We start from the raw sequence: 24,908 nt of genomic DNA, 5'->3' as shown, positions 1-24,908 counted from the left end.
AACCACGCGGTTCTTATACCCTATCTTTCCACCAGTATTGTATAGGCACCGACTGACAAGGGGTTCACAATGCACAGAGTAATTATGCTACCCAGCATCCCGATAAACATTGCCGTATTAGACCACATTACACATACAGATTGCACAGGCGCATTCAGTTAATTCAGGTAGACATTCACCCTGCATGACTAATACCATTGTGAAATCACATACCTTTAAATTTGTTATGCTCGAAACAGCTCCTCAAGATCTATTGAATATTTTTGACACGCCCTGGTACCTAAGCACTTATCCTGATATTGCCAAAGCAGGTGTTGATCCTTTAACTCATTTCAAAAACCATGGCTGGAAGGAGGGTCGTTGGCCGTGTTTTATCGAAGCAGTTCAACAAGATAACGAGCTTTGGTCAACAAAAGACCATAGAGAAGCGTTTGCGCGACTACAACATTTAGCGGTAAATGCAGGAGAGCCAGAGAAGTCTTTAGCCAGTTGGTTCTTATGCCGTTGGCTTGCCAGTTGGGGGAACTGGAAAGAGGCTTTGACGTATGTAGAGGCTATGATGTACTCAAAGGAGCTTATCCTTTACATAAATCATGAAGGTCCTTATTTGCTGGGGTTCAGCATTTACTTTAAATGCAATCTGCTAGAGAAAGCAGCAGAAGTATTGTCAAATTCGAATTGGAGATCCTCCAATAACAAAACTCTTGCTGCATCCATGCTCAAAAATGACAAAGCTAAAATAAAGTCTATTAATGAAATTTTTGCCAAGAATAATCTCGCTGAGCTTTCTATTGTCGACCAGCCAACTTTAGAAAAATTGTCTGGCGAAGCTCCCAAAGTTAGCACATCATTTTACAGTCCCTTGGTATCAATAATTATCCCGTGTTTCAATGCAGAAAAAACTATTTCAACTGCTCTGCGAAGTCTTACCGACCAGACATATACTAAAATAGAAATTATAGTCGTTGATGACGCATCTACCGATAGTAGCGGAAATATTGTTCGCTCTCTGTCAAAGCTAGATAAAAGAATAAAATACATCAGACTAAAGAAAAATAGTGGTGCTTATTACGCCAGAAATGAAGGACTACAGTCTTGTAATGGTAGTCTTATAACTGTTCATGATGCTGACGACTGGTCTCACCCCCAGAAAATACAATTGCAGGTTAGTGCGTTTTCAAAAAACAGAAAAACAAAAGCAACTATATCCCATTGGGTCAGAACCGACCCTGACTTATGTTTTGAACGATGGAGAATGGAAGAAGGATGGATATACAGAAATGTATCCAGCCTGATGTTTAAGCGTTCTGTTTTCAGGAAATTAGGTTTTTGGGACAATGTATCCGTCAATGCTGACACAGAATACTATCTCAGAATTTTAAAAAAATTTGGCAATTCTTCTGTCTTAGAAGTTTATCCTGGTATTCCTCTTTCGTTCGGGAGAGTAGACAGGAACTCTCTTACTCAGACCAGTGCAACCCACCTCAGAACACAATTCAACGGTATTAGGAAGGATTACCACGAAGCTGCAATATGCTGGCATGCGCTAAAAAGAAGACTTTATATGCCGAAAGATGGCATACGGAAGTTTATTGCCCCCCCGCATATATGTCGTGGAAGTAACCAGGTAAGACTAGATAATCTTTATCGCTACTTAAAAACTCGCAATTTATTTGACGATTCCTGGTATTTAAATGCTTATCCAGATATCGCTGAAGCAAAAGTTGAACCGTTAAAACACTTCATCAGATTTGGCATTTTCGAAGGCAGAGACGCGACACCTTCAGTCAGCATAAGCGCGCTGGCTCAAATAAAAAATATAAGTAACCTTGAGGCCTTTTCTGAATGGGCATCAAACACTGGTGATTATACCTTTCCGTTATCTCAAAGTGGGTTACAAAACACTGCAAAAGAAAATCGGGTTTTAATGGTTGCTCATCTTGCTGGTGATAAAGTATTTGGAGCGGAAAAGAGTTTTGTTGATTGTGCCCGAATGCTGTCAGAATCTGGTGTAGGTGTCGTAGCAATACTCCCGAGTGCACAAAACAGTGAGTACTGTACAGAACTACTTAATTATGTTGAAGCTATTTACTATATGCCTTTAATCTGGTGGCGACGGGGCCGTGATGAACAAACGGAACTGACAAAAAACGTGATGCAAGTCATCAATTTTACCAAGCCCGATCTCGTATATATCAACACATTGACTCTCTTGGAACCAAGTATCGCAGCAAGAAATTCAGGCCTCAAAACTGTGGTTCATATACGAGAGTTACCGAACCATGACCCAGATTTGTGTATAAGGCTCAAAGCTGACCCTGACCAGATCAGGAACCATATCGATAAGACTGCAGATGTACTTATCGCTAACTCACAAGCCACTGCAGACTATATAAGCCTTGGTAGCAAAACCACTGTTATACAAAACGCGATTAATATAAATGACTTTAATCCGGGAGCAGTCGACGAAAGTGACAATCCCCTTAAAGTGGCAATGCTTAGTAGTAATGGTATCAAAAAAGGTATAAAGGATTTTTTCCACTTAGCCGGCGAGGCTTCCAGGCGCGAATTAGAAATTGAGTTTTACCTTTATGGGCCCGAAACAAAAGATCTCAAAACGCTTATGTCGAACTACTCTGAAGGCAACATTAATTTTTGTGGTTATGCTGAGTCACCCGTTAATGCCCTAAGTGACAAAGACGTCGTACTTAATCTATCGCACTTTCAAGAGTCTTTCGGAAGAACAATTATTGAAGGGATGGCTAGTGGTTGCGTTCCAGTCTGCTACTCGTGGGGCGCTCTTCGTGAGACAGTTGACTCTTCCTTTGGTTGCCTTGCTGAAATCAAAGACTGGCAATCAATTTTAACCCACCTTGAAAAACTATCAAAAGATAGAAAAACATTGAAAGCTATGAAATGTAGAGCTCTCACTGTCGTTAAGGAGAAATACGACTCAACTGTCATAGCAAGAAAATTAAAACAAACGCTTTTTCATGCATAGCTGAGAATGAGAAAGTGAGCAATGAAAGGAAAAGTTAAATCAAAATGATCTCATCGCCGACACTAAAAAAAATACTTCTGCTTGTTTTATTGTCAGCTGTTTTACTTGTTCTTAATGAGCTAGCGCCCAAGTATACGGAGCATAATACACTGCTGTATTCAGAAGACTTTGAGACAATGAGTTTAGGAGAAACTTGGTTTGATCAAAAACTTAGAGTAATCTCTGCAACTGAACTGAGAACATATGATCATATAATAGAACATTCATACATACCCAGTTCTTCGGGAACACCTTATGTCGGCCGTCGTTTTAATCTTTCTCATCCTGTCAGTGAGGCTACACTAACCTTTGATATGAAGCTTGATAAAGATTTTGAATTTATCAAAGGAGGTAAAATGCATGGTCTGGCCGGGGGGACTGCCACTACAGGCTGCAGACCGGTGGATGCCAACGGATGGTCTGTGAGAATGATGTGGAGAGAAAAAGGCAGACCGGTTCTTTATATCTATCATCAGGATCGAAAGGCCCGATGCGGTGATGACACTCCGGTCTTTTCTGACTTCAACTTCAAACCGGAAACATGGTACAAAATTTCACTATACGTGAAGCTGAATTCTGCAATTGGTTCAAGAGACGGCATAGTATCTCTGTATATTGACGAAACCAAACAGGCAGAAGCTAATGGATTAAATCTGACCGGAAATTTAAATAAGAAAATAGAATATTTTCTTTATAGTTCCTTTTATGGTGGAAATGACCCAAGTTGGAGCCCTTCAAAAACCACGATTGCTTTTTATGATAATTTTGAAGTAAATGAAGGTCTTCATCCATAAAGCTTGGCTGGTAACTTTAAAAACAGCCCCCGTTAATGGGCCAACGCTCTGAATACATCTCCGGCTTTAGAAACGCCATTTTTACTCATTGCCAGCATATTACCCCGATACTTGTGCAAAGGTTTTTTTCCGTCGGAATATTTATATTCAGTGAGGTATTCATAGCTACCAACCCCTTCAGGTTTAGGTTTGCTACTAATCAGAATATCCAGATGATGGTTTGCTTTGGAAATCGCACCAGATTCAAAATAAAGTGATGCCAGTACAGCGTGATAAAATAAGCAGTCAGGTGTATACAATAATGCTTTTTCCAAATGCAGGATGGCATTGCTCCTTCCTATAATGTCCTTATAGTTAAAGACTAGGTGCCAGGAACCAAATCCATTTTGAAAATCGTCGAATGATTCTGAAACACTACTTTCGAGCACATCTATAATATGGTTCGCCATAGCATGGCGGTTAAAATTATCGTCAGGAGAGCAAATAGGAGTATGTCCTATCCATTCTGCTAACTGAGAAAAACCGCTGTTTCCAGCATAAATCCTATCTGTCCGGGACATGAGGACTATATCGAAAATAGCTTTCTGCAACTGTGTCATGTTCCGAAGCCCAGCCCAATCACCGAAGTAACTACTATTATTCCGGTCAGCCAGTTTTCGGCATACATCTTGATTCTCACCAAAGATGATCACGTGGCAATTATCACTATTCGCTGCACCACATATAAAATCAGCTTGCGGATAAGAAATGACTTTGTTTGTATACCGGTCATCAAAACGATAGCGCCCGTAGACAATATCGCCACTACGCAAGTGTACAGAAATGCTGGGCGAATTTATTTCAATGCTTTTTGCAGTATTTATAGCAGAAGTTATTTCGTCAGAAAAATCTATGCTCGAAAAGGCCTTACCGAATACATCCCGGGAAAGCTTTTCTTGTAAAAATGGAAATTGATTGAAAATATTGGCCTGAGAAACTCTTAAAGAAATCGTCCCGCCGTTACCGGACAGATTTTCAACAGAATCAAAGTTAGAAATGTCATCAGGTATATCGCTAACAAAATACTTTGCCAGAAATTCGTCTGAAAAAGTTTCTTTTGCGCTGGCTACAGAATGAGAATCACCCAAATGAGAAGAGGCAGGCCAGCTAAACCGAAAGTCGCAGTTAAAATATTCCGCGAGAACCAGACCGTTTAGAATGGATTTTATGCGTTCACCAAAACCATCTGAACGTGTCGAATAAAAAGTTATTTTTGGATTCTTGTCATTATAGGCAGCGTTGTTTAAATCCTCTAATAAAGGGGGTTTGGGTATACGCCCCTCATTCACACCGTAACGTAAGAAGTGGATGAGAGGATTTATTTTACTTTTCCTGATGTCTTTATAACGTTCAAGATACCAAGCTGTATTAAATTTAGCAGAAGGATTAAACCCTAAATCTACCCCATGATTCAAATAGTGCTTTATAGCTCCAACTCTGGTCAGACACTCGACTTGATTTTCAGCAGGTATATCATTCTCTTTGACGTAGTAACCTTCATCGAACCAATCGCTTTCAAGAAGAAACTTCAGATTTTGAGAAGTCTGCTTTTCAGCAGATAACTTGCTTAATATTTTTTTTGTCAGGGAACGCATAAATTGTACTTTAAATCTAACTGAATATGTGTGAGTTGTTCGTTACCGGTTTAATAGCCGTAGTAATTTTTCTTCAACAACAAGCGGTTCACAGTTATCCCTTACAAAGTTAAAGCCTCTCAGAGCCTGTTCTGAATACAGCTCATGATTTTTCCAAAGCTGGAGGACTGTTGCAGACACCTCATTTGGTTTGCAGTACACAGCTGCATCACCAAACACATCTTTATAGACGTGAGGTAAAATAGTCACCTTCCCTGCAGCCATCGCTTCCATGATATTTCGACCAAATTCTTCAATGTAATCATCATGTGTGAAATGAAGGAAAAAATCCAAATCACTGATAAAATCACTCACATCGATTGAATCAAAATCAAAAACCTGCCAGTTAGATGGAATGCGACCCAAAAGCTTGCGAGGTGTTCTTACACCTCCCATAAGCCGCATATCGATACCAGATTCACCTGCACAATATGCAGCTTTAAGCTCCCGGGAAGAAGCAGGCCACTTAGTCCAGTGGTCTCTGCTATGCCGGCCAACAATAATAGGACGTGCATCTGTTCCAAAATCTGCAGCTACCGCAGGCATCTTTGAAGGTAATGCTTTACTGTATGGCGGATACCAAATCTCATCATGGAGATGTTCACCTCCGCCGGCTAACTTCAATGTTTTTTCTACAACAGAGGATATAGGGATCCACACGGGTTTCTGCTTAAATAACCTGAGGCACTGCTCATTGACTTCGCTCTCGAAGTAATAGTGAGGTTGTTCTGACCACAATTGCATTGGAGACTGATTAACCAGGATAGCAACTGTTTCACACTCGATATCAGGAAATGCATCCAGTTCATATTTAAGAATGGGGGGGTGGTGGATGACTACAAGATTAGCTGTAATCTCATCCTCATGTACCAGTATATCAACGTTATTATGGTAGGAAAGTTCGGTATATTCTGGTGCTATTTCTGCTAACGCCAAATCATAACGCGGCCAGTGAAATAGCCCAACTCTCAAGCCCGAGTTTATTGCGGCATTAATATAACCTTCATTGCATCTTCTTGTACCACCTAATAAACTCAAATCAGACACAATGACTAAATCGTATCGGGAGTTTATATTCCAATTATTAGGCGCTAAACCAGCCGGGATTGGGAAGGGAGCCTTAAGCGATATTCTATCAGTAACAATACTTTTCGCATCACTCGCTACCACATTCTCCCGCCAGAACTTCGCTTGACGTGAATATTCGTACCGGACGCCGAAGGTTAGGCTGTTCAGGCTGGTTTTCTTGCTTTGAGTCAGAGAATTTTCATGGACCAGGAAGAATGACAAAGGTACGCCCGTAAGGATATCTTTGACAGAATTTTTCCCCCAAAGAATCCGTGCCCGCTGAACAAATTCGTCGTCTGCATTAGCTGAGACACCGTCCCACATCCCTAGAGCGTCAAGGTCAGATTTTCGGATTAACACTGAAGGATAACTTCGGTGTACATAATCTAAGTTATTACGCTGAGGGCGAAGAAGAAATTTCATGTCTGGCAATACTCTTGCCATCATTGAACACGTGACTTTTAGTCTCGGATCACTAAACATAGCACCAAGCTGGACTTCTAACATCTGAGGATGAGACCAGTCGTCACTGTCATGCACAGTAATATAATCACCAGTTGCAAGGCTCAACGCCTTGTTTCTGGTGCCATACGCTCCAAGATTTTCCTCATTTTTATAGACTTTCAGTCTGGAATCAGCTTCAGCGAACTCTTTCAATATTTCAAGGGAGCGGTCCGGACTGCAGTCGTCTACAGCAATAATTTCAATATTAGACCACGTTTGAGCCAACAACGATTTTATTGCAACCCCTATAAATTCTTCTGCTTTGTAAACGGGTACTAATATGCTTACTTTTGGGCCGTCATTTATCGTGGTTAATTTTTCTAAAACATCCACGTTGCCAAAAGTCATCCCCTTATCGGGTTTGATAAATTCCAGCTTCGCTAATCCATAGTACTCATAAATTCTATTTATTATCTTGAGTCTACTTTCACATGTCTCGCCGATATTGCCCAATGCGCAAACCAAATCACTGTCGAAGTTTACTTCTAATGAAGGCTCTATAAATTCAATCGCCTTTTCATACATTCCTTGCTGTATATAGCTTTCGACAAGCAGGAGCTTTGTGCGCTTAGAACGATAAAATTTCATATCGATGATGCGCGTGCTTTTGATGAGTTTTGTAACTTCAGGCCAATTTGAATTTGAAGCATGCCATCTTGCCAGAGTGTAAAGTCCTGTTATTCGATCTGCAGCCGAAACGCTCTGGTCTTCGACTAGTCGCTCCAGATCTTTTACTGCATATTTGCTAAAGCCTCCCCATACCTTCGTACAGAGGTCGTTGACCACCGACTTACTGCTACTACGTTGCTTTACGGTTGTCCCGGCACTTGTTGCTCGCCCTTCATCCTTCCCGTGTTTGATATAGTGTATTAACGGATTAATACCTGATGAACGAACATCAGAATATTCGTTGAGGTACCATTCCGTATCAAACTCCGGATTAGGATATCTAGCTTCTGATGTTCCGAACTTGAGGAAATGTATTACCGGATCAATTTCTGACTCTTTAACATCTGCATATTTGTCTAAGTACCAATTCTCATCGAAGAGCCCTGACTCTCTAATCAAATTTGCCTGATTACGAAGTAAGCGTTTTTCCAAATGGATAGAAAGTCCAGGAATTTTAAGCATATTGAACATCCGGCTATTAATATTATTGTTTAAGTTTTAAAACCTAAGCTCTAACCTAACGAAATGGCAGAACCTAACGATACAATCAAGTTTGAGGTTTAGTCGTGATCCGAGCCGAACGGGCCGGTACCTATGAGCTTGGAATCGATCCCGTAAGTATTAAATTCAGCCATATAAAACCTATCTACATCATAGACCTCTTCTGTAGCGGTCATTTTATCCAATACCGATCCCATAACAGACCTGTTTTTAAAGACGACAAAATGAGCTCCGGTCATGATATAAGTTCCCCGCAGCTTCTTAAGTAAAACAGGCTTATCTCCATGTGGAGCATCCATCCATTTTTTACCCTTATAGTCTTTCAAAGGACCATTTTTGTTCACGCGATAGCGGGGACTGTAGAAAATAATTTCCCAATCCTCAGGCAGGGAATCTGGTAAATTTAAATCGTCAGACCAAAATGAATCGGCAACCCTTACGTCATCTTCAAGTAATATTGATGCCCCACCCTGACCCGCTTCAATTGCATTTTCAATGGCAGCTTTATGCGAAAGCCAGATACTTGCGACATGTATACGCTCTGCTAGTTGAGGCTGAAGCTTTATCCCGGCTTCCTCAGGACCATTTTCTAGCCTCACTGCAGAAATTCGGCTTACCGGCCACTTACAGTTTTTAAGCTGACGCGCCATGTTTTCCTGTCTGTCGATCCTGAAATCCAGGTTAATGTAAAAGACACCATCAATTTGGGTTGCTGACATGTACGATCCTCCAGGAACTATTAGCGAACTTATTCCCGACTCAAAGGAACCGACCCAATTGTTTTGAGTCGAAATGAAAAATGTTGGGACTGATTTTCTTCAAAAGCGGAACAGGATAAACGGCTTCAGGATGGTATTCAACACTGCATGAATATTGTTAAACTTCAATTTTAGTGCATAAACCCACAAAGAAGTTCATATTCATTTATTACGATGTCCATTTCATCAGACATACTCAACCAAAACTGACTCAAGTTCTGCTATCACTGAACGTTGTTCAGGCTGAAATGGAGTATGATCATTGAGTAAAAAATCGCCATCTCTTTTGGGCTTGAGGAAAGAAACCTCAACCTTGCCTTCTTGAGAGTAAACAGGTTTGAGTAACGACCAGGACACATACCATAATTTTTTACCTTCATCGTAGTAACTGTTGTCAAAACGCTGTATTACTATATTTTTCCCGGATAGTTTTAGTGCTGAATGAGTGTGGGCCATGTCCAGTGCGAACCCCAGAATTCTGAAATCCCCTCCAGAAGATATAACGAGCTTTGAACTTTCGTCGTAAACACAAAAATCTACGCTCAATAAATTCGTTTTCCTTACCACCTTTTTTTCAGAATTGAGATGTATGATGTCTAACTTACTGAATATTCCCTCTTTTACAGGATTTCGGCTTGAACTACGGAATATGTTTATAGCTTTCCTTGCCATCTTGAAGAAACCATGCTTTTTATTCTCACTATGCAACTCACTGAAAATATGAAAAGTCTCTTCTGCTATTTTTTCTGAAAACTCAATAGATGGGTGATTAGAATCTCTCCAAAGGTCTTTTGCAGTGCCAAAGCGGTTTGCAAGCTCAAACACATCTAAATACCTTACAAAATATTGATCACAGAGACTTTTCCATCGCTCAGTAGTTTCTGTAATTAACTGGCAATCCTCTCCCAGTACCGGCAGTAATAAAACAACGGGGGTAACACCGTTTTCAGAACAGTAAGATAGGAAATGTCTGAACATCGATACTGAAATGCTTTGCTCATATCTATTTTTTGACATTGCCCGTTGCTCATTTACACAAACATCCAGCAACAGAAACTCTTCACGCTGGGATAAATCACTTCTTTCCAGTGCGTGGGCAATAACAGTGGGATGGCTTGAACCTATGGACAGGTTTTGCAGAACATTAACTCTTTCATTTTCAAGAAGATGGGCTGCATACCCTCCCTTTATAATTCCGTTGGATGTTCCCAGTATTTTGATATTTAATTCATGCATATCAATTTACAAAATAGTCGCGAGAGTATTTATAGACTCTCTCTGAGCGCACAGCTTCTTCAACGTTCATCCATTTATAATCACAATGCTGCTTATCCGGTAATTTTCCTAATGACCGGTCGAAAGTAATCTGGTAACCAAGGACAACATAATGCGTACTAACGTTATCGCCGAAGATACTGTCATTGTAGAAATGCTCATAGGGTCCAAGGAAAACAGCATCGGATATCCGTTTCTCTAAACCCAGCTCTTCTTTACAGAGCCGTGTAAAAGCATCAGACATCGTTTCATTTTTCTGAATGCGACCGCCCGGCACAAACCAAAAATCCTTAGCAGGCTTGTTGTTTCGCTTTCCGAGCAAAACCTGACCTCCGGAATTTTTGACGATAAGGTCGATAGACACCAGTGGTGTACTATCGACAACAGTCCTGAAGGTATCATCCGGCAGAAACATACTAACCTCTGAAGCTGTCCTGATTTTCGAGAAACCATTGATAAGACTGGGCGAGACCATCTTCAAGCGAAACGGAATATTGCCATCCGAGCGCTTTCAGTCGTGATACATCCATCAGCTTTCTGGGTGTACCGTCAGGCTTTGAAGTGTCCCATTTAATGGCGCCCTTAAAGCCTGTTACTTTGGCAACCGTCTCAACCAGCTCCCTGATGGTACAGTCCACACCCGTGCCTACGTTTATATGGCTGAGCATTGGCTGGGTATTTGCTTCATAGGTTTCTTTATCAAGTTCCATCACGTGAATACTGGCTGCTGCCATATCGTCGACGTGCAGAAACTCACGCATTGGTTTGCCACTGCCCCAGGCAACGACTTCTTCAGCGTTACTTTGTGCGGCTTCATGGAAACGGCGTAACAATGCAGGGATAACGTGAGAGTTCTCAGGATGAAAATTATCGTTAGGGCCATATAAATTGGTTGGCATTACAGAGCGGTAGTCCCGTCCAAACTGACGGTTATAGCTTTCACACAACTTGATACCCGCTATTTTAGCAACAGCATAAGGTTCGTTGGTCGACTCGAGTGTACCGGTCAACAACGCTGACTCTGTCATTGGCTGTTCAGCCAGTTTGGGATAGATACAGGATGAGCCCAGGAACAACAGCTTTTGTACACCGTTAGTGTGAGCTGCATGAATGATGTTGGCCTCTATCATCAGGTTTTCATAAATGAAGTCTGCAGGGTATTCATTGTTTGCGTGAATACCGCCAACCTTTGCAGCAGCAAGGTATACTTCATCAATTTTGTTCTCAGCAAAAAACGTATTCACATCGTGTTGAGAAAGCAAATTCAGTTCTTTTCTGCTGCGGGTGATGATTTCAACATTGTCACGGGCACTGAGTGCCCTGACAATTGCTGAACCGACCATACCATTGTGGCCGGCTATAAAAACTGTTTTCATATATCTACTCCCCTATGTAATTCTTCTATTGACGAATAATCATCGGATGCCAGGGACTGATAATCCAGCCTTACAAATAGGAATTTGTGAGTTCTTTTTTCCGTACGCAAATAATCTACCCCAAGAATTATCCCAGTGGAATTGAATGTCTTCAAAGCCTGCTTCTTTCATCATGCTTTCCAGCGCAGGACCAGATAACTTGAAATAGTTCCAACCACCTCTGTTAAGCTCCTCTCTAGTGCCATTCGGATGATAGATATAATTCCCCTCAAATTTACAAATCGGCTCATCGGAATCAAACCCTGCTGTTTCAATTAAAATATCGCCACCAACAACCAATGTATTGAAGAGTATGCGTAACGCTAAAACAGGATCTGAAAGGTGATAGATTACACCTGGGAAATAGACTCTATCGAACGAGTCGTAATAGTTTTCATCATTTAAAGAATATAATGAGCGTGAAAGAACTTCACCTCTTACACCGAAGGCCTCCATAAGATAAGAAGCAGTCTTGGCATATTTTTGAACTTCTTCAACAGCAGTAACTTCTCTACAAATAGTACTCAAAAGCAATGAGGTACCGCCAGTCCAGCAACCGATATCCAATATAGACTTGTCGTTAAAGCTTTCGACTGTGACGGGGAATATATCTATAAATTTTTCAAGAAGTTCAACATGTCTATTTTTCATCAAGCCATCGACTTGAAAATCACCAAAATCGTGACTATGTCCCCAATGAAACTTTATACTTAAATCACGTTGCTGAGGAAGGTCTTCTTCAGTATACCCTTCAGATATGTAATCTATGTTCCCTATTCTACCTAATATAGATTCTCTAAAATCTTCTACGGTAATGTGTGCCGCTAAATTATCCGTTTTAAAAAAATAAAATTTTTCTTTTAAATATGACATACTAACTCTCTAGTAGTTTAAATTACATTTCTGGAACATAAGATTTATCGCGACCTTGCCTGGCGGCAAACAAAGGTAAGATGCCTTTTAAATTATCGAAATGAGGATAACTCTGCACTTCATAATGTGTGACTTCGCAGCCACTTAACTTTCGAAGCAAACTAAAGATACTTTGGTCGTGCCTGTGCTCAATAAATTGGGGATGATTAGGCAATTCTGATGGCGAGTCATTAGAGTAGTGATAATTATTTTCGATTGAAATATCAACCCAACTCTTCACCAAATCTCTGTTTCTCTTATTATTAATTAAAAAAAAGAAGCCAGACGATAATTGAGTACTTCTCATTACTATCGAACTAAGGTCAACATTTAATCTACAAGCTAGATCAGCTTTCGTTCGACAGTATTCTGTATGCGTATTTGAAAAACCGAGGTTCTTAAACTCAGAATCACAGCACATCTCAACATATTCCAGTAACCTGTACCGGCCATCAGGATTAAATTTAAACCCTACATCGGAAAAAGCCAACACATCATTTTCAGGCAGGTTTGCAAGCGATTGATGTACAACCTGGGATTTCCAAATCCAATAACCGAATCCGCGTTTCTGGGACAGTATGTATCTTCCATGCTTTTCGAAATAACATGTATCAAGGGACTTCCTGTCTAAAACATTAACTGATTCAAAAAAGTTCATAGACAAGGCTTCATTAGTGAAACCTTGTCTTCTATTTTTAAATGCGCCGTCAGCAAAACTGACAAGATGAGCTTTCGCTTGCATGTTATTCTTTAGCAACCGCTACCGAGTAGCCATGCATTTTTAATAAAGCATGTTGTTTTGCTTTCTCTAGATCACTTTGAACCATTTCAGAACACATTTCTTCAACGGTAATTTCAGGTACCCAACCCAGCTTTTCTTTTGCTTTGGAGGGGTCACCCAATAACGTTTCGACTTCTGCCGGACGGAAATAGCGCGGGTCAACTTTTACAATCACATCACCCTTTTTAACGCCTGGGGCGTTATCGCCATCCACTGCTGTTACCGTAGCTATCTCATCTACACCTTCACCACTGAATTCCAGAGTAATACCGGCTTCTTTAGCTGACATACGTACGAATTCGCGTACAGATATCTGTTTACCCGTTGCGATGACGAAATCTTCAGGCTGCTCCTGCTGCAACATCATCCATTGCATGCGAACGTAATCTTTAGCATGGCCCCAGTCACGAAGCGCATCCATGTTTCCTAAGAAAAGACACTTCTCCAGACCTTGTGCAATATTTGCAATCGCTCGGGTAATTTTACGGGTAACAAAGGTCTCTCCACGGCGCGGAGATTCGTGGTTAAACAGAACGCCATTACATGCATACATGCCGTATGACTCACGGTAGTTAACTGTAATCCAGTACGCATACATCTTCGCTACTGCATATGGTGAACGCGGATAGAAAGGTGTAGTTTCTTTCTGTGGTATTTCCTGCACTAACCCATAAAGCTCAGAAGTGGATGCCTGGTAAAACTTTGTCTTTTTCTCTAGACCAAGGAAACGAATTGCCTCAAGTAAACGAAGTGTTCCCATGGCATCTACATCAGCGGTGTATTCCGGAGATTCGAAAGAGACAGCTACGTGGGATTGCGCACCTAAGTTATAAACTTCGTCTGGTTGTACTTCAGAGATGATACGGGTCAAGTTAGACGAATCTGTTAAATCACCGTAATGCAGGTGAAATTTAGGATTATCGTTGTGAGGATCTTCATAGATGTGATCAACACGTTCTGTATTAAATAAAGAAGCACGGCGCTTAATACCGTGTACTTCATATCCCTTTTCTAATAAAAACTCCGCTAAATAGGAGCCATCTTGACCGGTTACGCCCGTAATAAGTGCTTTTTTCATTAACAAATCTTCTTCAAAAATATTAGTGTGTTTTTTGTACAGCATCTATAACAATTTTATGAAAGTTCAGACATCCTCTTGCAGCAAGCCTGACCCTAACAAAACGAGCCTCAGAATCTAATTTAGCACTATATACTTTGACTCTTCCATCATTCTCAATCGCTTGATCTTTCCGGTTAAACACCACTTCCCAATTAGTAGCATCCGAACTTATCTCAATTATTAAAGAATTAGATCTTTCAGCAAAGCCGATACGGTCCACTAGATGAACAGAATCTATAAAGCAAACATTCTGCAAATCGAACAAGGCCCAAGGTTCAACTTCATCATTTGTATGCAAAAAATTAGTAAGCGTCCAGTTTTCATCTAAACAACAATTAGGATCCATGTTTTGATAAATAGAACTAACACTGACCAGTGATTCAGGACCTAAATCTTTATGATTAATTTTTATAAGTGGAAGTTCTTGTGCTTCAGGTATGATATGCCTATACAAACAGTCATCCCAAGCCTTTGGGGTGGAGTTGATTGACATAATCCCATCTTTAATGAACTGATATAACTTTTTTAAACCAGTGTTTTTCTTTTGCAACAAATGAGCAAGTTTTACTTTAGATACCATCTCTGAATTACCTAAAGAACTATTATACAATCTTTGAACAACACCAGAAACATCATTCACTTGAAGATCAATACAATGAAAAACTGAACTTAATAACTGCTCCTCGGTTTTAAAATACCTCTCACCTTTACGACAAAATTCACGATTTTTTGCAAATATGGGTAAAAAACAATCAACTACTCTATTAAGTGCATTTGAACCGAAAGCGTAAAACTCTCCACCGTAAAATTTTAATTCTTGATCTCTAGCTTGTGAAAAGACAGTTGATACAATATCTTTACAGTCCGCTTGTGTTAATCCGTTGAGCTCCTTATCGCCTCTAAGTGGCATACCGTAAGCTAGAATAGTATTCTCTAATACCGAATTTGTTAACTCACTGATATCGCTTAAAGCCAAGCAATCATTATCACATGCTATTATCGGTGAAATATTATTATCTCTACAATACTCGAGTACATCTAAAACATAAAAAACGTTGCCAAAATGCGCCTGCTTTATGGGCAGCCTTTTAGTAAATTCAAGTTCGATGACATTTACACCAATTGAAACCAAATAATCTCTAAACTTAAAACCATCAGAAAGTCTATCTGGTATATGATTGGAAAAAAAATACAGATTTTGATTTTCTGAAAAGACTCGTAAAGAGGTGAAAAAGGTTACAACGCAGCGATAATATATCTCTTGAAATTCATTTGAAGAAGAACTGTGCATACTTCCGGCTTGAGGAAAAATTGATTCATCACCCTCGGAGTCTGCAACAAAATATGTACACAAATTCATCTCTACTACCTCTCAAAAATTTCCTGAAAATTTGGTCTGTACGATTTCCTCAATTTATGAAAATAGTTTTCGTTGAAATACTCTCTAGCGTCAATATTAACACTATTATCATAGAAAATTTGACCCAGTTTTCTGATAAATCTATTTCTGAAGATTTGTGCTTGTGCAATATGATCATTACGTATTCTATATGGGTCCCGAGGATTTTCGATAAAAAATTCTACAGCTTCAGCGACAGATCTCGTATTAGAATCTACAATCTTAGAATTATAATCATTATACCAAACATCTCGACCACCTTCGCTAAAAGTTGATACTACTGGTATACCACATAACAAATATTCACTTGATGAAAAACAAGCTCCTTCTGCTGCAGATAGCAACAAACCACATTTTGATTGATTTATTTTTTCGCAAACTTCTTCAGGTGCTAGAGGTTGAGTATTTTTATAAACATACTGAGGCAATTTTTCATTTTCTGGATTACCGTGATTGATTCCTGCTATTAGAGCAAGATTTGACACATCAGAAGCTAATTCGTGTCTTTTAAATGAACTCAAGCGAGCAATATAAAGTGCATCGAATATCTTTTTTTCTGAAGGAAGAACTTTCATAACTAAGTTCTCATCCAACCATGCATTATGATTAATTAAGTCTCCTTGAAATCCAAAAGGAAGAAAGTTATCCATCTCCTTCTCTGAGTTAAACATTATAAAAAATCTATCTTTATTAAGTTGTAACTCAGTAAATATTTGATTAGCCTCTCTTGCAAAATGCTCACTATGATACCAACCGCAGTAAACAAAAAAGTAATCGTTATGTCTAATCTTCGTATGATATTCAGACAACCAATTCCAGTTGTGCTGAATATTCTCTATAATAAAAACTCGACATTCGGGTCCATCATAATAAACTCTAAATGGAAACGCTGGGTTAGGCCATGTATATGAGGGTTTATAAGCCATAATGATATCCTTCTACTTTTACATCGCCATCAATTATAAATTCATCAACCTTTAAAAATCTATCCAAGTGATTTTCTAACAGATCTTCACTGGAAATTGACTTTAGAGTTTTAACATTCTCAAATGGATCTTCATCAACAATACTTATTCTAAGTTTGTAAAATCCAGATTCAATATTTTTAAAACTTGGAAAGTTTATGAGCATCGTTCTTTCATAATAACACCAAGGATCAACAACATTTCTAAAATGGCTTTGCACTATTCTGTCATTTCCCATTAAATCTAACTGTAAAATTGGTGAAGCTGGGCCAATTAGTGACAATGAATATAATGAAAGATTTCCTCTTTCATGAGAAAATGCGATTGTTAATGGCGAATCTTCCTTTATTGTTCCATCACAAGCTATAATTTTTGGTATTCTTAAACTTTTATTTTTCTCAACAAAGTTAATTTTTGGATTGCACACTTCCTCAATTACTTCGTTGATAAATGAAGCATATTTTGCCGCGCCATTTTCATTGGTATGAACCACATCGCGAATTATGGATGATAGATCCTCAACAGCCCAAGATGATTCCTGAAATTTAAAGACTTTGACAATGTCTGATTTTGAATCCAAGACCTGTTCACAACTTTTTCTTTCAGAGAAAGGGTCATCAGTTCTGGGCAGTAAAATCCAGATTGGTCTTATTTTATTTGATATTAAAATATTATTAATTCTAGTTACCGTATCGTCTGGGAATACGCTTGCAGATGGGGTTACCCAATCTAAAATACAAAAGTCTGGCTTCTCATCTAAAACTTTCTGAATCATAGCGATCCCAGCGAAGTGTAGATGACTAGCTCCAAATGGTAAGCGGACTACTTCATACTTTTCATTTAATATTTCTTTTAAATGTTCAAAATAACCTGTGCGACCTTTCTGAGCTGTTACACTAGCTCCATAAATTACAATTTTCATAAGGAAATAGTCTTTGATTTGTTTATTTTTTCATACAGCTTTACTAATTTTCCTGCCCTCTTTTCAACTTCGTGGACAGGTACAGAACTTAAATAGCTAAACAAGTCTGAAGCAATGTCCTTCTTCCAGATTACGCAGCAATCCAATATACTTTTGGCTTCGTCAGACTCAGTAAAAATAGCTAAATCATCTGAGAATATAACCGGAATTGTACCTACTGCTATAGACTCCCAAAACCTTAATGTATTAGGGCCTGCTCCTTCCGGACAGAAAGAAAATTTAGAATCCGAAAGTATGGAATTGTAGCGAAATGTTCGTTTGTGATGTTCATCTATATGATGAGCTTCGATTTCTTTGTTGAGCACCTGCTCTTCGTAAACAACCTTATTAAAATGCCACTCATCACCTAAATCAACAAACACATCATCACGTCCAGTTTCTTTGGCGGCTTCAAATAGTTTAACTCGCTTATCATCTCTATAATGATTCATGTGAGCACCGATGAATGATGCCAGTAACTTTCGATCCTCCATCGGCTTTCGTTCCATACCTTCGCTTCTTTCAGGGGTCTCGTAATTCACAGCGATTAGAGACCAACCGTGAAGGTTAAGCGACGTCCCGACCTCCTGCTGAGTGGCTTCACTCGCAGAATTTTTATGAGAAAGGTAAAGATCGGTTATACCTAGAGTTTCTGCCTGCTTCAGAACCCTAGCCCAATGGATATGCTGGCAAACACTATGGCTTTTGAGAGTAAATCCAGCAGTGTCAGCTAACTGTTGGTATTGTGCCAGTAGTTTGCTAATTTTATTGAAGTATTCTTGTGGAAACTGCTTTTTATCAATATAAGTTGCCCAAGGAAGTGGTACATAAATATTAATTATTCTTACTGACACATCAACATGTTCAGAAAACTTTATACTCAGATGATTTTCGTACGCCTGCTTTTCGGTGGCGCAAGGATACTGCCAAAAATTTATGTCTTCCGAGCCCTTCGCCTTGTCACTTATCTCATCCACGAATGTTGTCATTACCGGAGGAACGTAGCCGATGAGCTTGTAAAAGTCCCGATTAGACTTATATTCGGGTTCTCTCACAGTAATACGATAATTATCTTCGTAGTAGCTATATGGATAAACCTTGCCTCCATGAAACGCCATATTTAGATGGAGACTCCCATGTTGCATCGTACTGCCATTTTCAATTGCGTGTAATAGTTCAGCAGCGCTAGCTTCTTTTACGGACTCTATTGCAAGAGTCTGCAGAGTGTCCGGCATCCCAACTTCTGCAGCCTCTTTTCTCCAACGTTCCAAGGTGGAATTAATTTTAACGCCATTAATTTTACTAGGCGAATCCTTAACCCAGATATCAAAGTCTAAACTTGCAGGTGAATTTAGTTCGGCACCTGGGTGCACATAAGAAACTCCCCCAAGTATTCTCTCATCTATTTTTTTGTTATATGTACGAACTTGTGTCTCGTGCACATGAATACTTTTTACGAAATTTACAGGGTTGTGTATGGACCAACCCTGTACAGCAAACAAATACGCCACTTTATTGTCACAACGTGGAACTCCCATAGGAAAGGCGAGTTGATGCTTGAAGCTTGTCGTGAATGTTTCACCAACATTCATTGCCCAGGTATCTTGTGACCAATGGGGATTAGGGTGTTTTGATGTTTCATGACCAATTAATTCCCATCTGGATAATGCCAAAAATGATCTTGGTGCCCTGAGAACCTGTCTTAGTTTTAAAATTGAATCATCAAAATAAATGTCTGAATTACATAGGACAGAAACTCCATGATCACAGTATTCATTTGTCATGTCTATCCAAAGCGCATAGGTCATCCGTTCATTTACATAGATAACTCGCATATTTGAGGTATGGAGCGGAACCTCAGAACCATCATCAATCACAACGATTAAATTATCTATGAATGGATTCTCACCATTTTCCTTCAAGCAAAGATCAATCTCGCGTTGCCTCGCTGAATCTCCGCATTGATAATAAGGAAAAAAAACATTAATCACGGCACCCTCTCCAGTGAATTATAATTAAATTTTTTTGCTATTAGTTTATAATATTTAGAAGTTTTAATCTCTTCCGTCTCTTCAAATGTAAGCTCTCGCCGAGCTCTTTCTGATATCGTCGCCCCCGAACGACCACTGTCACCAGTTACTCTGAAAATTGGGAATAAATCGATGAAATGGCTATCATATCTAATTTTTAAAATGTCAGCCATGCAGGCCATAGCTTCTTCTGGTCTGGAAACAAAATCTTCGTATCGAACTACTTCAGTATATTTATATTCTTCGAGAAAATGCCATATCCTTTTACAGTATTCATCAAATGTCTTTGGACTGAAATGAACCCAATTGTTTTTGCATAGTGATAGATACGAATCAATTGGATCCCTTAGAGTGACTAATCTTAATAGCTTGAAATCATTCTTTAACAAGTTAGCTATCACTGAGCTTTCTTTAAAACTTTCACCAACACAGAAATCTGAATGACTATGGTCTCTTATAATAAGTATGCCGCCATAATTTTCTATGTGCTCACATGCAGAGTCTATATTCATTTTAAATAGCGACAAAGCAAGGTCATCAACAGCAGGAACTTTGGCATAACGAGCTTGTGTAGTTATATCTGCAGGTAAGAACTTTGGTTTGCCACCTCCCTGATGTAAAGTAGATGTAGGGTGAAGCTCACTCAATACAAAAACATTCGGCAGTGCAGCTAAACATTTAGAAACCAATGTGCCTCCACTGCAAGCCATATGATGAATAATTCTGATCTCAGGTTTGTCTATTTCAATGGCTCTTTTAGAGCGCTTTATCAAGTCCTCAGCTTCCTGATAGTTAAAAGGACTATTAGAAAGCTCTTGTAGTAACTTTGATTTCGTCAAATTAACTAAAGGCAACATCTCTTCTAATTGTTCCCTTAAAAAGAAAACGGTAGAGTCCAAGTCACTCACGTTTATCGCCTACATGTTCTGATACAGACCGCTTTAGGTTTGAATAAAACTCTATTGCACTCTCTAACTGCTCATTAAGTTCACTGATGATTTGACGAAGAGCCTTTTCTTCATTTATTTTTTCAAAAAATTTATACCGCAGATCCTCCAAATCAATTTCTATTTTACTTTTTTCTTTGGCTAATTGCGTCTGAATTTCTTGTTGTTTAATTTCTATTTCTTTTTTAGAATTCGAATAATCTGTAAACTTAGATTTAATATTTTCATAATCTCGCTTCAGGTCACTGAGATTCTTTTCAAGGATTTCTCCATGAGCAGCTTTATCTTCAAAAGAGCGCTGATAATCATCTCTCTCGATGGTAAGGGCCTCTGCGATATCCAGAAGCCTCTTATTCTCTGCCTTTAATTCATCCATATGTTTAGATTTTTTATCAAAATAATATGTGACGAGTGGAAGTTCAGGATCAGACTTGTCTGCATAATCAAAAACGAAATAATTTTTCTCAAGAATTTCATTAACTCTTTCGTACAAATATCCTCCTTTATATAACTCCCGCATTGTACAATTTACAGTAATACGATTTAATGACGAAGGAACACCAACTTTACAAAAATAATCTACAAACTGCCCACTCAAACACGGCAAATCTATAATTATATCAATTTGCCCTTGATTATCTTGGAAGATCTCGGCGAATAAATCAGTTAGAGCAAGAAATTCAACATCTATCAAAGACTTTAACTTTAGGCCGGGAAAAACCCCCTCTATCCCAGTAGCAGGTAATAAAGAGGATAAAATATTAGGAGAGTACAAATTAAACTTAGTTTTTTCAGTAGCAGATACATTTGTAATACATTTATTTATAATTTTAACATGATCGTATTCAGCTAATTCAAATTCTAATTGTTTACATAGACTACTTTGAGCTTCATAAAGGCTCACGTTGCTATAAGCACGAAAATCAAATTTTGGATGTTTGGCAAGTCCAGCCCCAAGCCAAACAAGTCTATTATTTACATCCGACATGCTATCGCCTATTTTCATCTTTCTTGGGCTTTATAGTTCTTTTTTCGCCCATACCATACATCAGATAATGTATCAGAGGGTTAATTCCAGACACTTCGACATCTTTATGAGTACGCAAATACCATTGACCATCGAAAGCTGAACTTGGTGAGCGACCTTCAGATGCACCATGTAGCAGATAATGTTCGGCTGGATCAATATTAGCTTCGGCTACATCGGGGTAAACGCTCAAATACCAATCAGCGTCAAAAAAATTAGTAGAATAGAGTAGCTTTATATCACGCTTTAACGCTTCGCCTATTTGTATGTCTTTCCGCTTCAATTTGGTAGAACACAATCTGGCAGGGCTCGTAATTCGCCAATATAACGATTCTTTTACAGTCTTTAGCTCTCTATTAATCGCGTTAAAATTGAAAATAGATTCTTGGAGCTGATTTCTAGCCCTTTTTTGTTGAATTTTAAGCTCGTGATTACTAGCTTCTAATTCAAAAATCTTTGATTTCATTCCCTTTTCGTTTAAATCAAACTCATCGACCAAAGTTGTAAGCCTTTTTACTTCGGTAGTTTCTTTCTCTAGCAATGAATTTTGCTTAGTAAAATTATTATAATATTCTTTATTTTTAATTCTTAACAGTTTAACTTCAGTGAGACTTTCAGACAAAGACGCTTCTAGTTCCAAAATTCTTGCAGAGCTTGTTATTTTATAGTCAACTAGATGACTATTGAGTAGCGCATTCTCATTTTCAAGTTTTACAACATTATTTTTTATGTCATTAATGAACTTTTTATTTAATTTTCTTTCTGCTTCATTTTCAATTAAATAATCGCTAAATTTAGTTAAAATTTCTGCTGTATTTTTAAAATAATATACGGGTAATGAACAAGCTTCTAAAAGCTCTGCTGCTGCAGATAACGATTCATCTTCATTAACCAAGTAATATGCTGCAAGGTATCTAAAGTCCCTTGCAGCAGGTTGAAGAGTTTGTGACGATGGTAAATGGAGGCCATCGAGAGCAGTAATTTCGTGCTCAGTAGAATTAGCAATTTTGTCTAAGTTTAGTAATTTTATCTTCTCTCTATGATTTCTGAATATTGAGACAAGCCCATTCAGATAAGATAGACAATTCTCAATTACGAAACCTTCGCCAAAATTCGTTTCGATTCTTCGATACAAATATGACTCTGGTGATTCATATAAAATTACTAAATTTTCGAAGCTATCAATACAGTTTGATAGGTCATTTAAGCTTACAGCTTCTTTAACTATTTTAGTTTCAGCAGTTGAGTGTATATCCAAATGCTCGATAACATTATCTTCTGGGGCGGAAGAAACGATCTCATCCCATTGATTTGTGTTTGTGATAGTAATAAAAATTGTCATAACACAGCCTAAAGTTCAGAGCTCTGCATGTTTGTCATCCTTGCATTGTGGTAGATATTTAAATAAATGATTGTCTAAATTTGATTCTATGTATAGTTCTATTTCTTTAACTTAGATTGACTTCGAATTAGTCGCTAAAGCTAGCACTACTTTAACATTTCCTAAGTTCAAATTCATACCATATGACTGATCCACGAGGGGAAGATTTATTTAACGCCTATTTGTAAATTTCATTTAAACAAAAAACCCCGCTTTCGCGGGGTTTTTTAATATCGATAAATCGATGAAGTAATCTCTTACTCTTCTGTCGCTTCAGCTTCTTCAGAAACTTCAACTTCAGGACGGTCTACCAGTTCAACGAACGCCATAGGAGCGTTGTCGCCTGTACGGAAACCGCATTTCAGAATGCGAGTGTAACCGCCAGGGCGAGCTTCGTAACGAGGACCAAGCTCGTTGAACAGTTTACCTACTACCTCTTTATCACCTGTACGGGCCATAGCCAGACGGCGGTTTGCAACGCTGTCTTGTTTAGCCAGTGTGATTAAAGGCTCGATTACGCGACGTAATTCTTTCGCTTTTGGTAACGTCGTTTTGATCACTTCGTGCTTGACCAGTGAGCCGGCCATGTTTTTAAACATAGCTTGACGATGGCTGCTGTTGCGATTCAACTGACGACCACTCTTACGATGGCGCATAGTTTTATCCTTCTCTACAAATCAGTTTGATAAAAACCTGATTAATCTTTCTCAGCGATGCTCTCTGGTGGCCAGTTTTCCAGGCGCATGCCCAGAGACAATCCACGAGATGCAAGAACATCTTTGATTTCAGTTAGCGATTTCTTACCAAGGTTAGGCGTCTTAAGTAACTCAACCTCAGTACGCTGAACCAGGTCACCAATGTACTGGATAGCTTCTGCTTTCAAACAGTTTGCAGAACGTACAGTTAATTCCAGGTCATCAACAGGACGTAACAGAATCGGATCGAATTCCGGCTTCTCTTCTTTCTGAACAGGTTCAGAAACGTCACGCAGATCAACGAAGGCATCTAATTGCTCAGCCAGAATAGTGGCTGCGCGGCGGATCGCTTCTTCAGGATCCAGAGTACCGTTCGTTTCCATATCGATGATCAGTTTGTCTAAGTCTGTGCGTTGTTCAACACGGGCAGACTCAACTGAATAAGCAATACGTTCAACAGGGCTGTATGAAGCATCAACTAACAAACGACCAATTGGACGATCATCTTCCTCGGAGGAGCGACGAGTAGCTGCAGGAATGTAACCACGGCCAGTTTCAACTTTAATGCGTAGGCTGATTTCAGCTTCGCCGGTTAAAGTACAGATAACGTGCTCAGGGTTAACGATTTCTACGTCACCGTCATGCTGAATATCACCAGCAACAACAGGGCCAGCGCCAGATTTCACTATTGTCAGGGTTGCCTCAGTTTTACCTTCAAGGCGAACCGCTAAACCTTTCAGATTCAGCAGAATCTCGATTACATCTTCCTGCACACCTTCTTTGGTGCTGTACTCGTGTAATACGCCGTCAATTTCGACCTCAGTTACCGCACATCCAGGCATGGATGACAGTAAGATACGGCGAAGGGCGTTACCCAGAGTGTGGCCAAAGCCGCGCTCCAGTGGTTCCAAAGTTACTTTGGCACGAGTAGGAGAAACGTTTTCGATCTCAACTAATCTCGGTTTCAGGAATTCAGTCACAGAACCCACAATG

General features: G+C 39.2%; 20 protein-coding genes. 2 read left to right on the top strand and 18 right to left on the bottom strand.

Annotated features, from left to right (window positions below; all coding sequences use genetic code 11):
• The first annotated feature begins 184 nt into the window (after nucleotides 1-184).
• Nucleotides 185-3,001: a glycosyltransferase gene (locus tag J3369_RS03105; RefSeq protein ID WP_349583676.1), complete on the top strand. Its 2,817-nt coding sequence runs from the start codon at nucleotides 185-187 to the stop codon at nucleotides 2,999-3,001.
• 44 nt (nucleotides 3,002-3,045) lie between these two features.
• On the top strand, nucleotides 3,046-3,834 hold the full coding sequence (locus J3369_RS03100; protein ID WP_349583674.1) for a polysaccharide lyase: 789 nt from the start codon (nucleotides 3,046-3,048) through the stop codon (nucleotides 3,832-3,834).
• Nucleotides 3,835-3,866: 32 nt separating this feature from the next.
• On the opposite strand, the gene J3369_RS03095 is transcribed toward J3369_RS03100, so the two are convergent.
• From J3369_RS03095 to J3369_RS03010, 18 genes are all read right to left on the bottom strand, one after another.
• Entirely contained in the window at nucleotides 3,867-5,468 is a 1,602-nt protein-coding gene (locus J3369_RS03095) for a hypothetical protein (RefSeq protein ID WP_349583671.1), read from the bottom strand.
• Between the two features lie 42 nt (nucleotides 5,469-5,510).
• Nucleotides 5,511-8,210 (bottom strand): glycosyltransferase, encoded by a 2,700-nt coding sequence (locus tag J3369_RS03090; RefSeq protein ID WP_349583668.1) that lies wholly within the window; start codon nucleotides 8,208-8,210, stop codon nucleotides 5,511-5,513.
• Nucleotides 8,211-8,308: 98 nt separating this feature from the next.
• Entirely contained in the window at nucleotides 8,309-8,968 is a 660-nt protein-coding gene (locus J3369_RS03085; RefSeq protein ID WP_349583666.1) for a glycosyltransferase family protein, read from the bottom strand.
• A 225-nt stretch (nucleotides 8,969-9,193) separates the two neighbouring features.
• Nucleotides 9,194-10,243 carry a hypothetical protein gene (locus J3369_RS03080; protein WP_349583664.1) on the bottom strand — a complete coding sequence of 350 codons (1,050 nt, stop codon included), beginning with the start codon at nucleotides 10,241-10,243 and terminating at the stop codon, nucleotides 9,194-9,196.
• 1 nt (nucleotide 10,244) lies between these two features.
• Nucleotides 10,245-10,697, bottom strand: coding sequence for a GDP-mannose mannosyl hydrolase (locus J3369_RS03075; protein ID WP_349583662.1), 453 nt, complete (start codon nucleotides 10,695-10,697; stop codon nucleotides 10,245-10,247).
• Nucleotide 10,698: 1 nt separating this feature from the next.
• Nucleotides 10,699-11,658: a GDP-L-fucose synthase gene (gene fcl, locus J3369_RS03070; protein WP_349583660.1), complete on the bottom strand. Its 960-nt coding sequence runs from the start codon at nucleotides 11,656-11,658 to the stop codon at nucleotides 10,699-10,701.
• Between the two features lie 39 nt (nucleotides 11,659-11,697).
• Complete coding sequence (locus tag J3369_RS03065) at nucleotides 11,698-12,570, bottom strand: class I SAM-dependent methyltransferase (protein WP_349583658.1); 873 nt, start codon at nucleotides 12,568-12,570, stop codon at nucleotides 11,698-11,700.
• 22 nt (nucleotides 12,571-12,592) lie between these two features.
• Nucleotides 12,593-13,351 (bottom strand): hypothetical protein, encoded by a 759-nt coding sequence (locus J3369_RS03060; protein WP_349583656.1) that lies wholly within the window; start codon nucleotides 13,349-13,351, stop codon nucleotides 12,593-12,595.
• A 1-nt stretch (nucleotide 13,352) separates the two neighbouring features.
• Complete coding sequence (gene gmd / locus J3369_RS03055) at nucleotides 13,353-14,468, bottom strand: GDP-mannose 4,6-dehydratase (RefSeq protein WP_349583654.1); 1,116 nt, start codon at nucleotides 14,466-14,468, stop codon at nucleotides 13,353-13,355.
• 22 nt (nucleotides 14,469-14,490) lie between these two features.
• Complete coding sequence (locus J3369_RS03050) at nucleotides 14,491-15,870, bottom strand: discoidin domain-containing protein (protein WP_349583651.1); 1,380 nt, start codon at nucleotides 15,868-15,870, stop codon at nucleotides 14,491-14,493.
• A 5-nt stretch (nucleotides 15,871-15,875) separates the two neighbouring features.
• Nucleotides 15,876-16,835 carry a glycosyltransferase family protein gene (locus tag J3369_RS03045; protein ID WP_349583649.1) on the bottom strand — a complete coding sequence of 320 codons (960 nt, stop codon included), beginning with the start codon at nucleotides 16,833-16,835 and terminating at the stop codon, nucleotides 15,876-15,878.
• Nucleotides 16,825-17,796, bottom strand: a complete 972-nt coding sequence (locus tag J3369_RS03040; protein WP_349583646.1) for a hypothetical protein — start codon at nucleotides 17,794-17,796, stop codon at nucleotides 16,825-16,827. The genes J3369_RS03045 and J3369_RS03040 overlap by 11 nt, the downstream gene beginning before the upstream one ends.
• Nucleotides 17,793-19,826, bottom strand: coding sequence for an exostosin domain-containing protein (locus J3369_RS03035; RefSeq protein WP_349583643.1), 2,034 nt, complete (start codon nucleotides 19,824-19,826; stop codon nucleotides 17,793-17,795). The genes J3369_RS03040 and J3369_RS03035 overlap by 4 nt, the downstream gene beginning before the upstream one ends.
• On the bottom strand, nucleotides 19,823-20,773 hold the full coding sequence (locus J3369_RS03030; RefSeq protein WP_349583641.1) for a hypothetical protein: 951 nt from the start codon (nucleotides 20,771-20,773) through the stop codon (nucleotides 19,823-19,825). Before J3369_RS03030 ends, J3369_RS03035 begins: the two co-directional genes overlap by 4 nt.
• Nucleotides 20,766-21,800, bottom strand: a complete 1,035-nt coding sequence (locus J3369_RS03025) for a hypothetical protein (protein ID WP_349583638.1) — start codon at nucleotides 21,798-21,800, stop codon at nucleotides 20,766-20,768. Before J3369_RS03025 ends, J3369_RS03030 begins: the two co-directional genes overlap by 8 nt.
• 1 nt (nucleotide 21,801) lies before the next feature.
• Entirely contained in the window at nucleotides 21,802-23,181 is a 1,380-nt protein-coding gene (locus J3369_RS03020; protein ID WP_349583635.1) for a coiled-coil domain-containing protein, read from the bottom strand.
• Between the two features lie 296 nt (nucleotides 23,182-23,477).
• Entirely contained in the window at nucleotides 23,478-23,876 is a 399-nt protein-coding gene (gene rplQ, locus J3369_RS03015) for a 50S ribosomal protein L17 (RefSeq protein ID WP_119499877.1), read from the bottom strand.
• Nucleotides 23,877-23,917: 41 nt separating this feature from the next.
• Nucleotides 23,918-24,907, bottom strand: coding sequence for a DNA-directed RNA polymerase subunit alpha (locus J3369_RS03010; RefSeq protein ID WP_349583719.1), 990 nt, complete (start codon nucleotides 24,905-24,907; stop codon nucleotides 23,918-23,920).
• Nucleotide 24,908: the final 1 nt, after the last annotated feature.

It is taken from the genome of Alteromonas sp. NFXS44 (genome assembly GCF_040148705.1).
Lineage (GTDB): Bacteria > Pseudomonadota > Gammaproteobacteria > Enterobacterales > Alteromonadaceae > Alteromonas.
The sequence above is the reverse complement of the archived record's forward strand: the minus strand, read 5'-3'. Positions and strand labels throughout refer to the sequence as shown.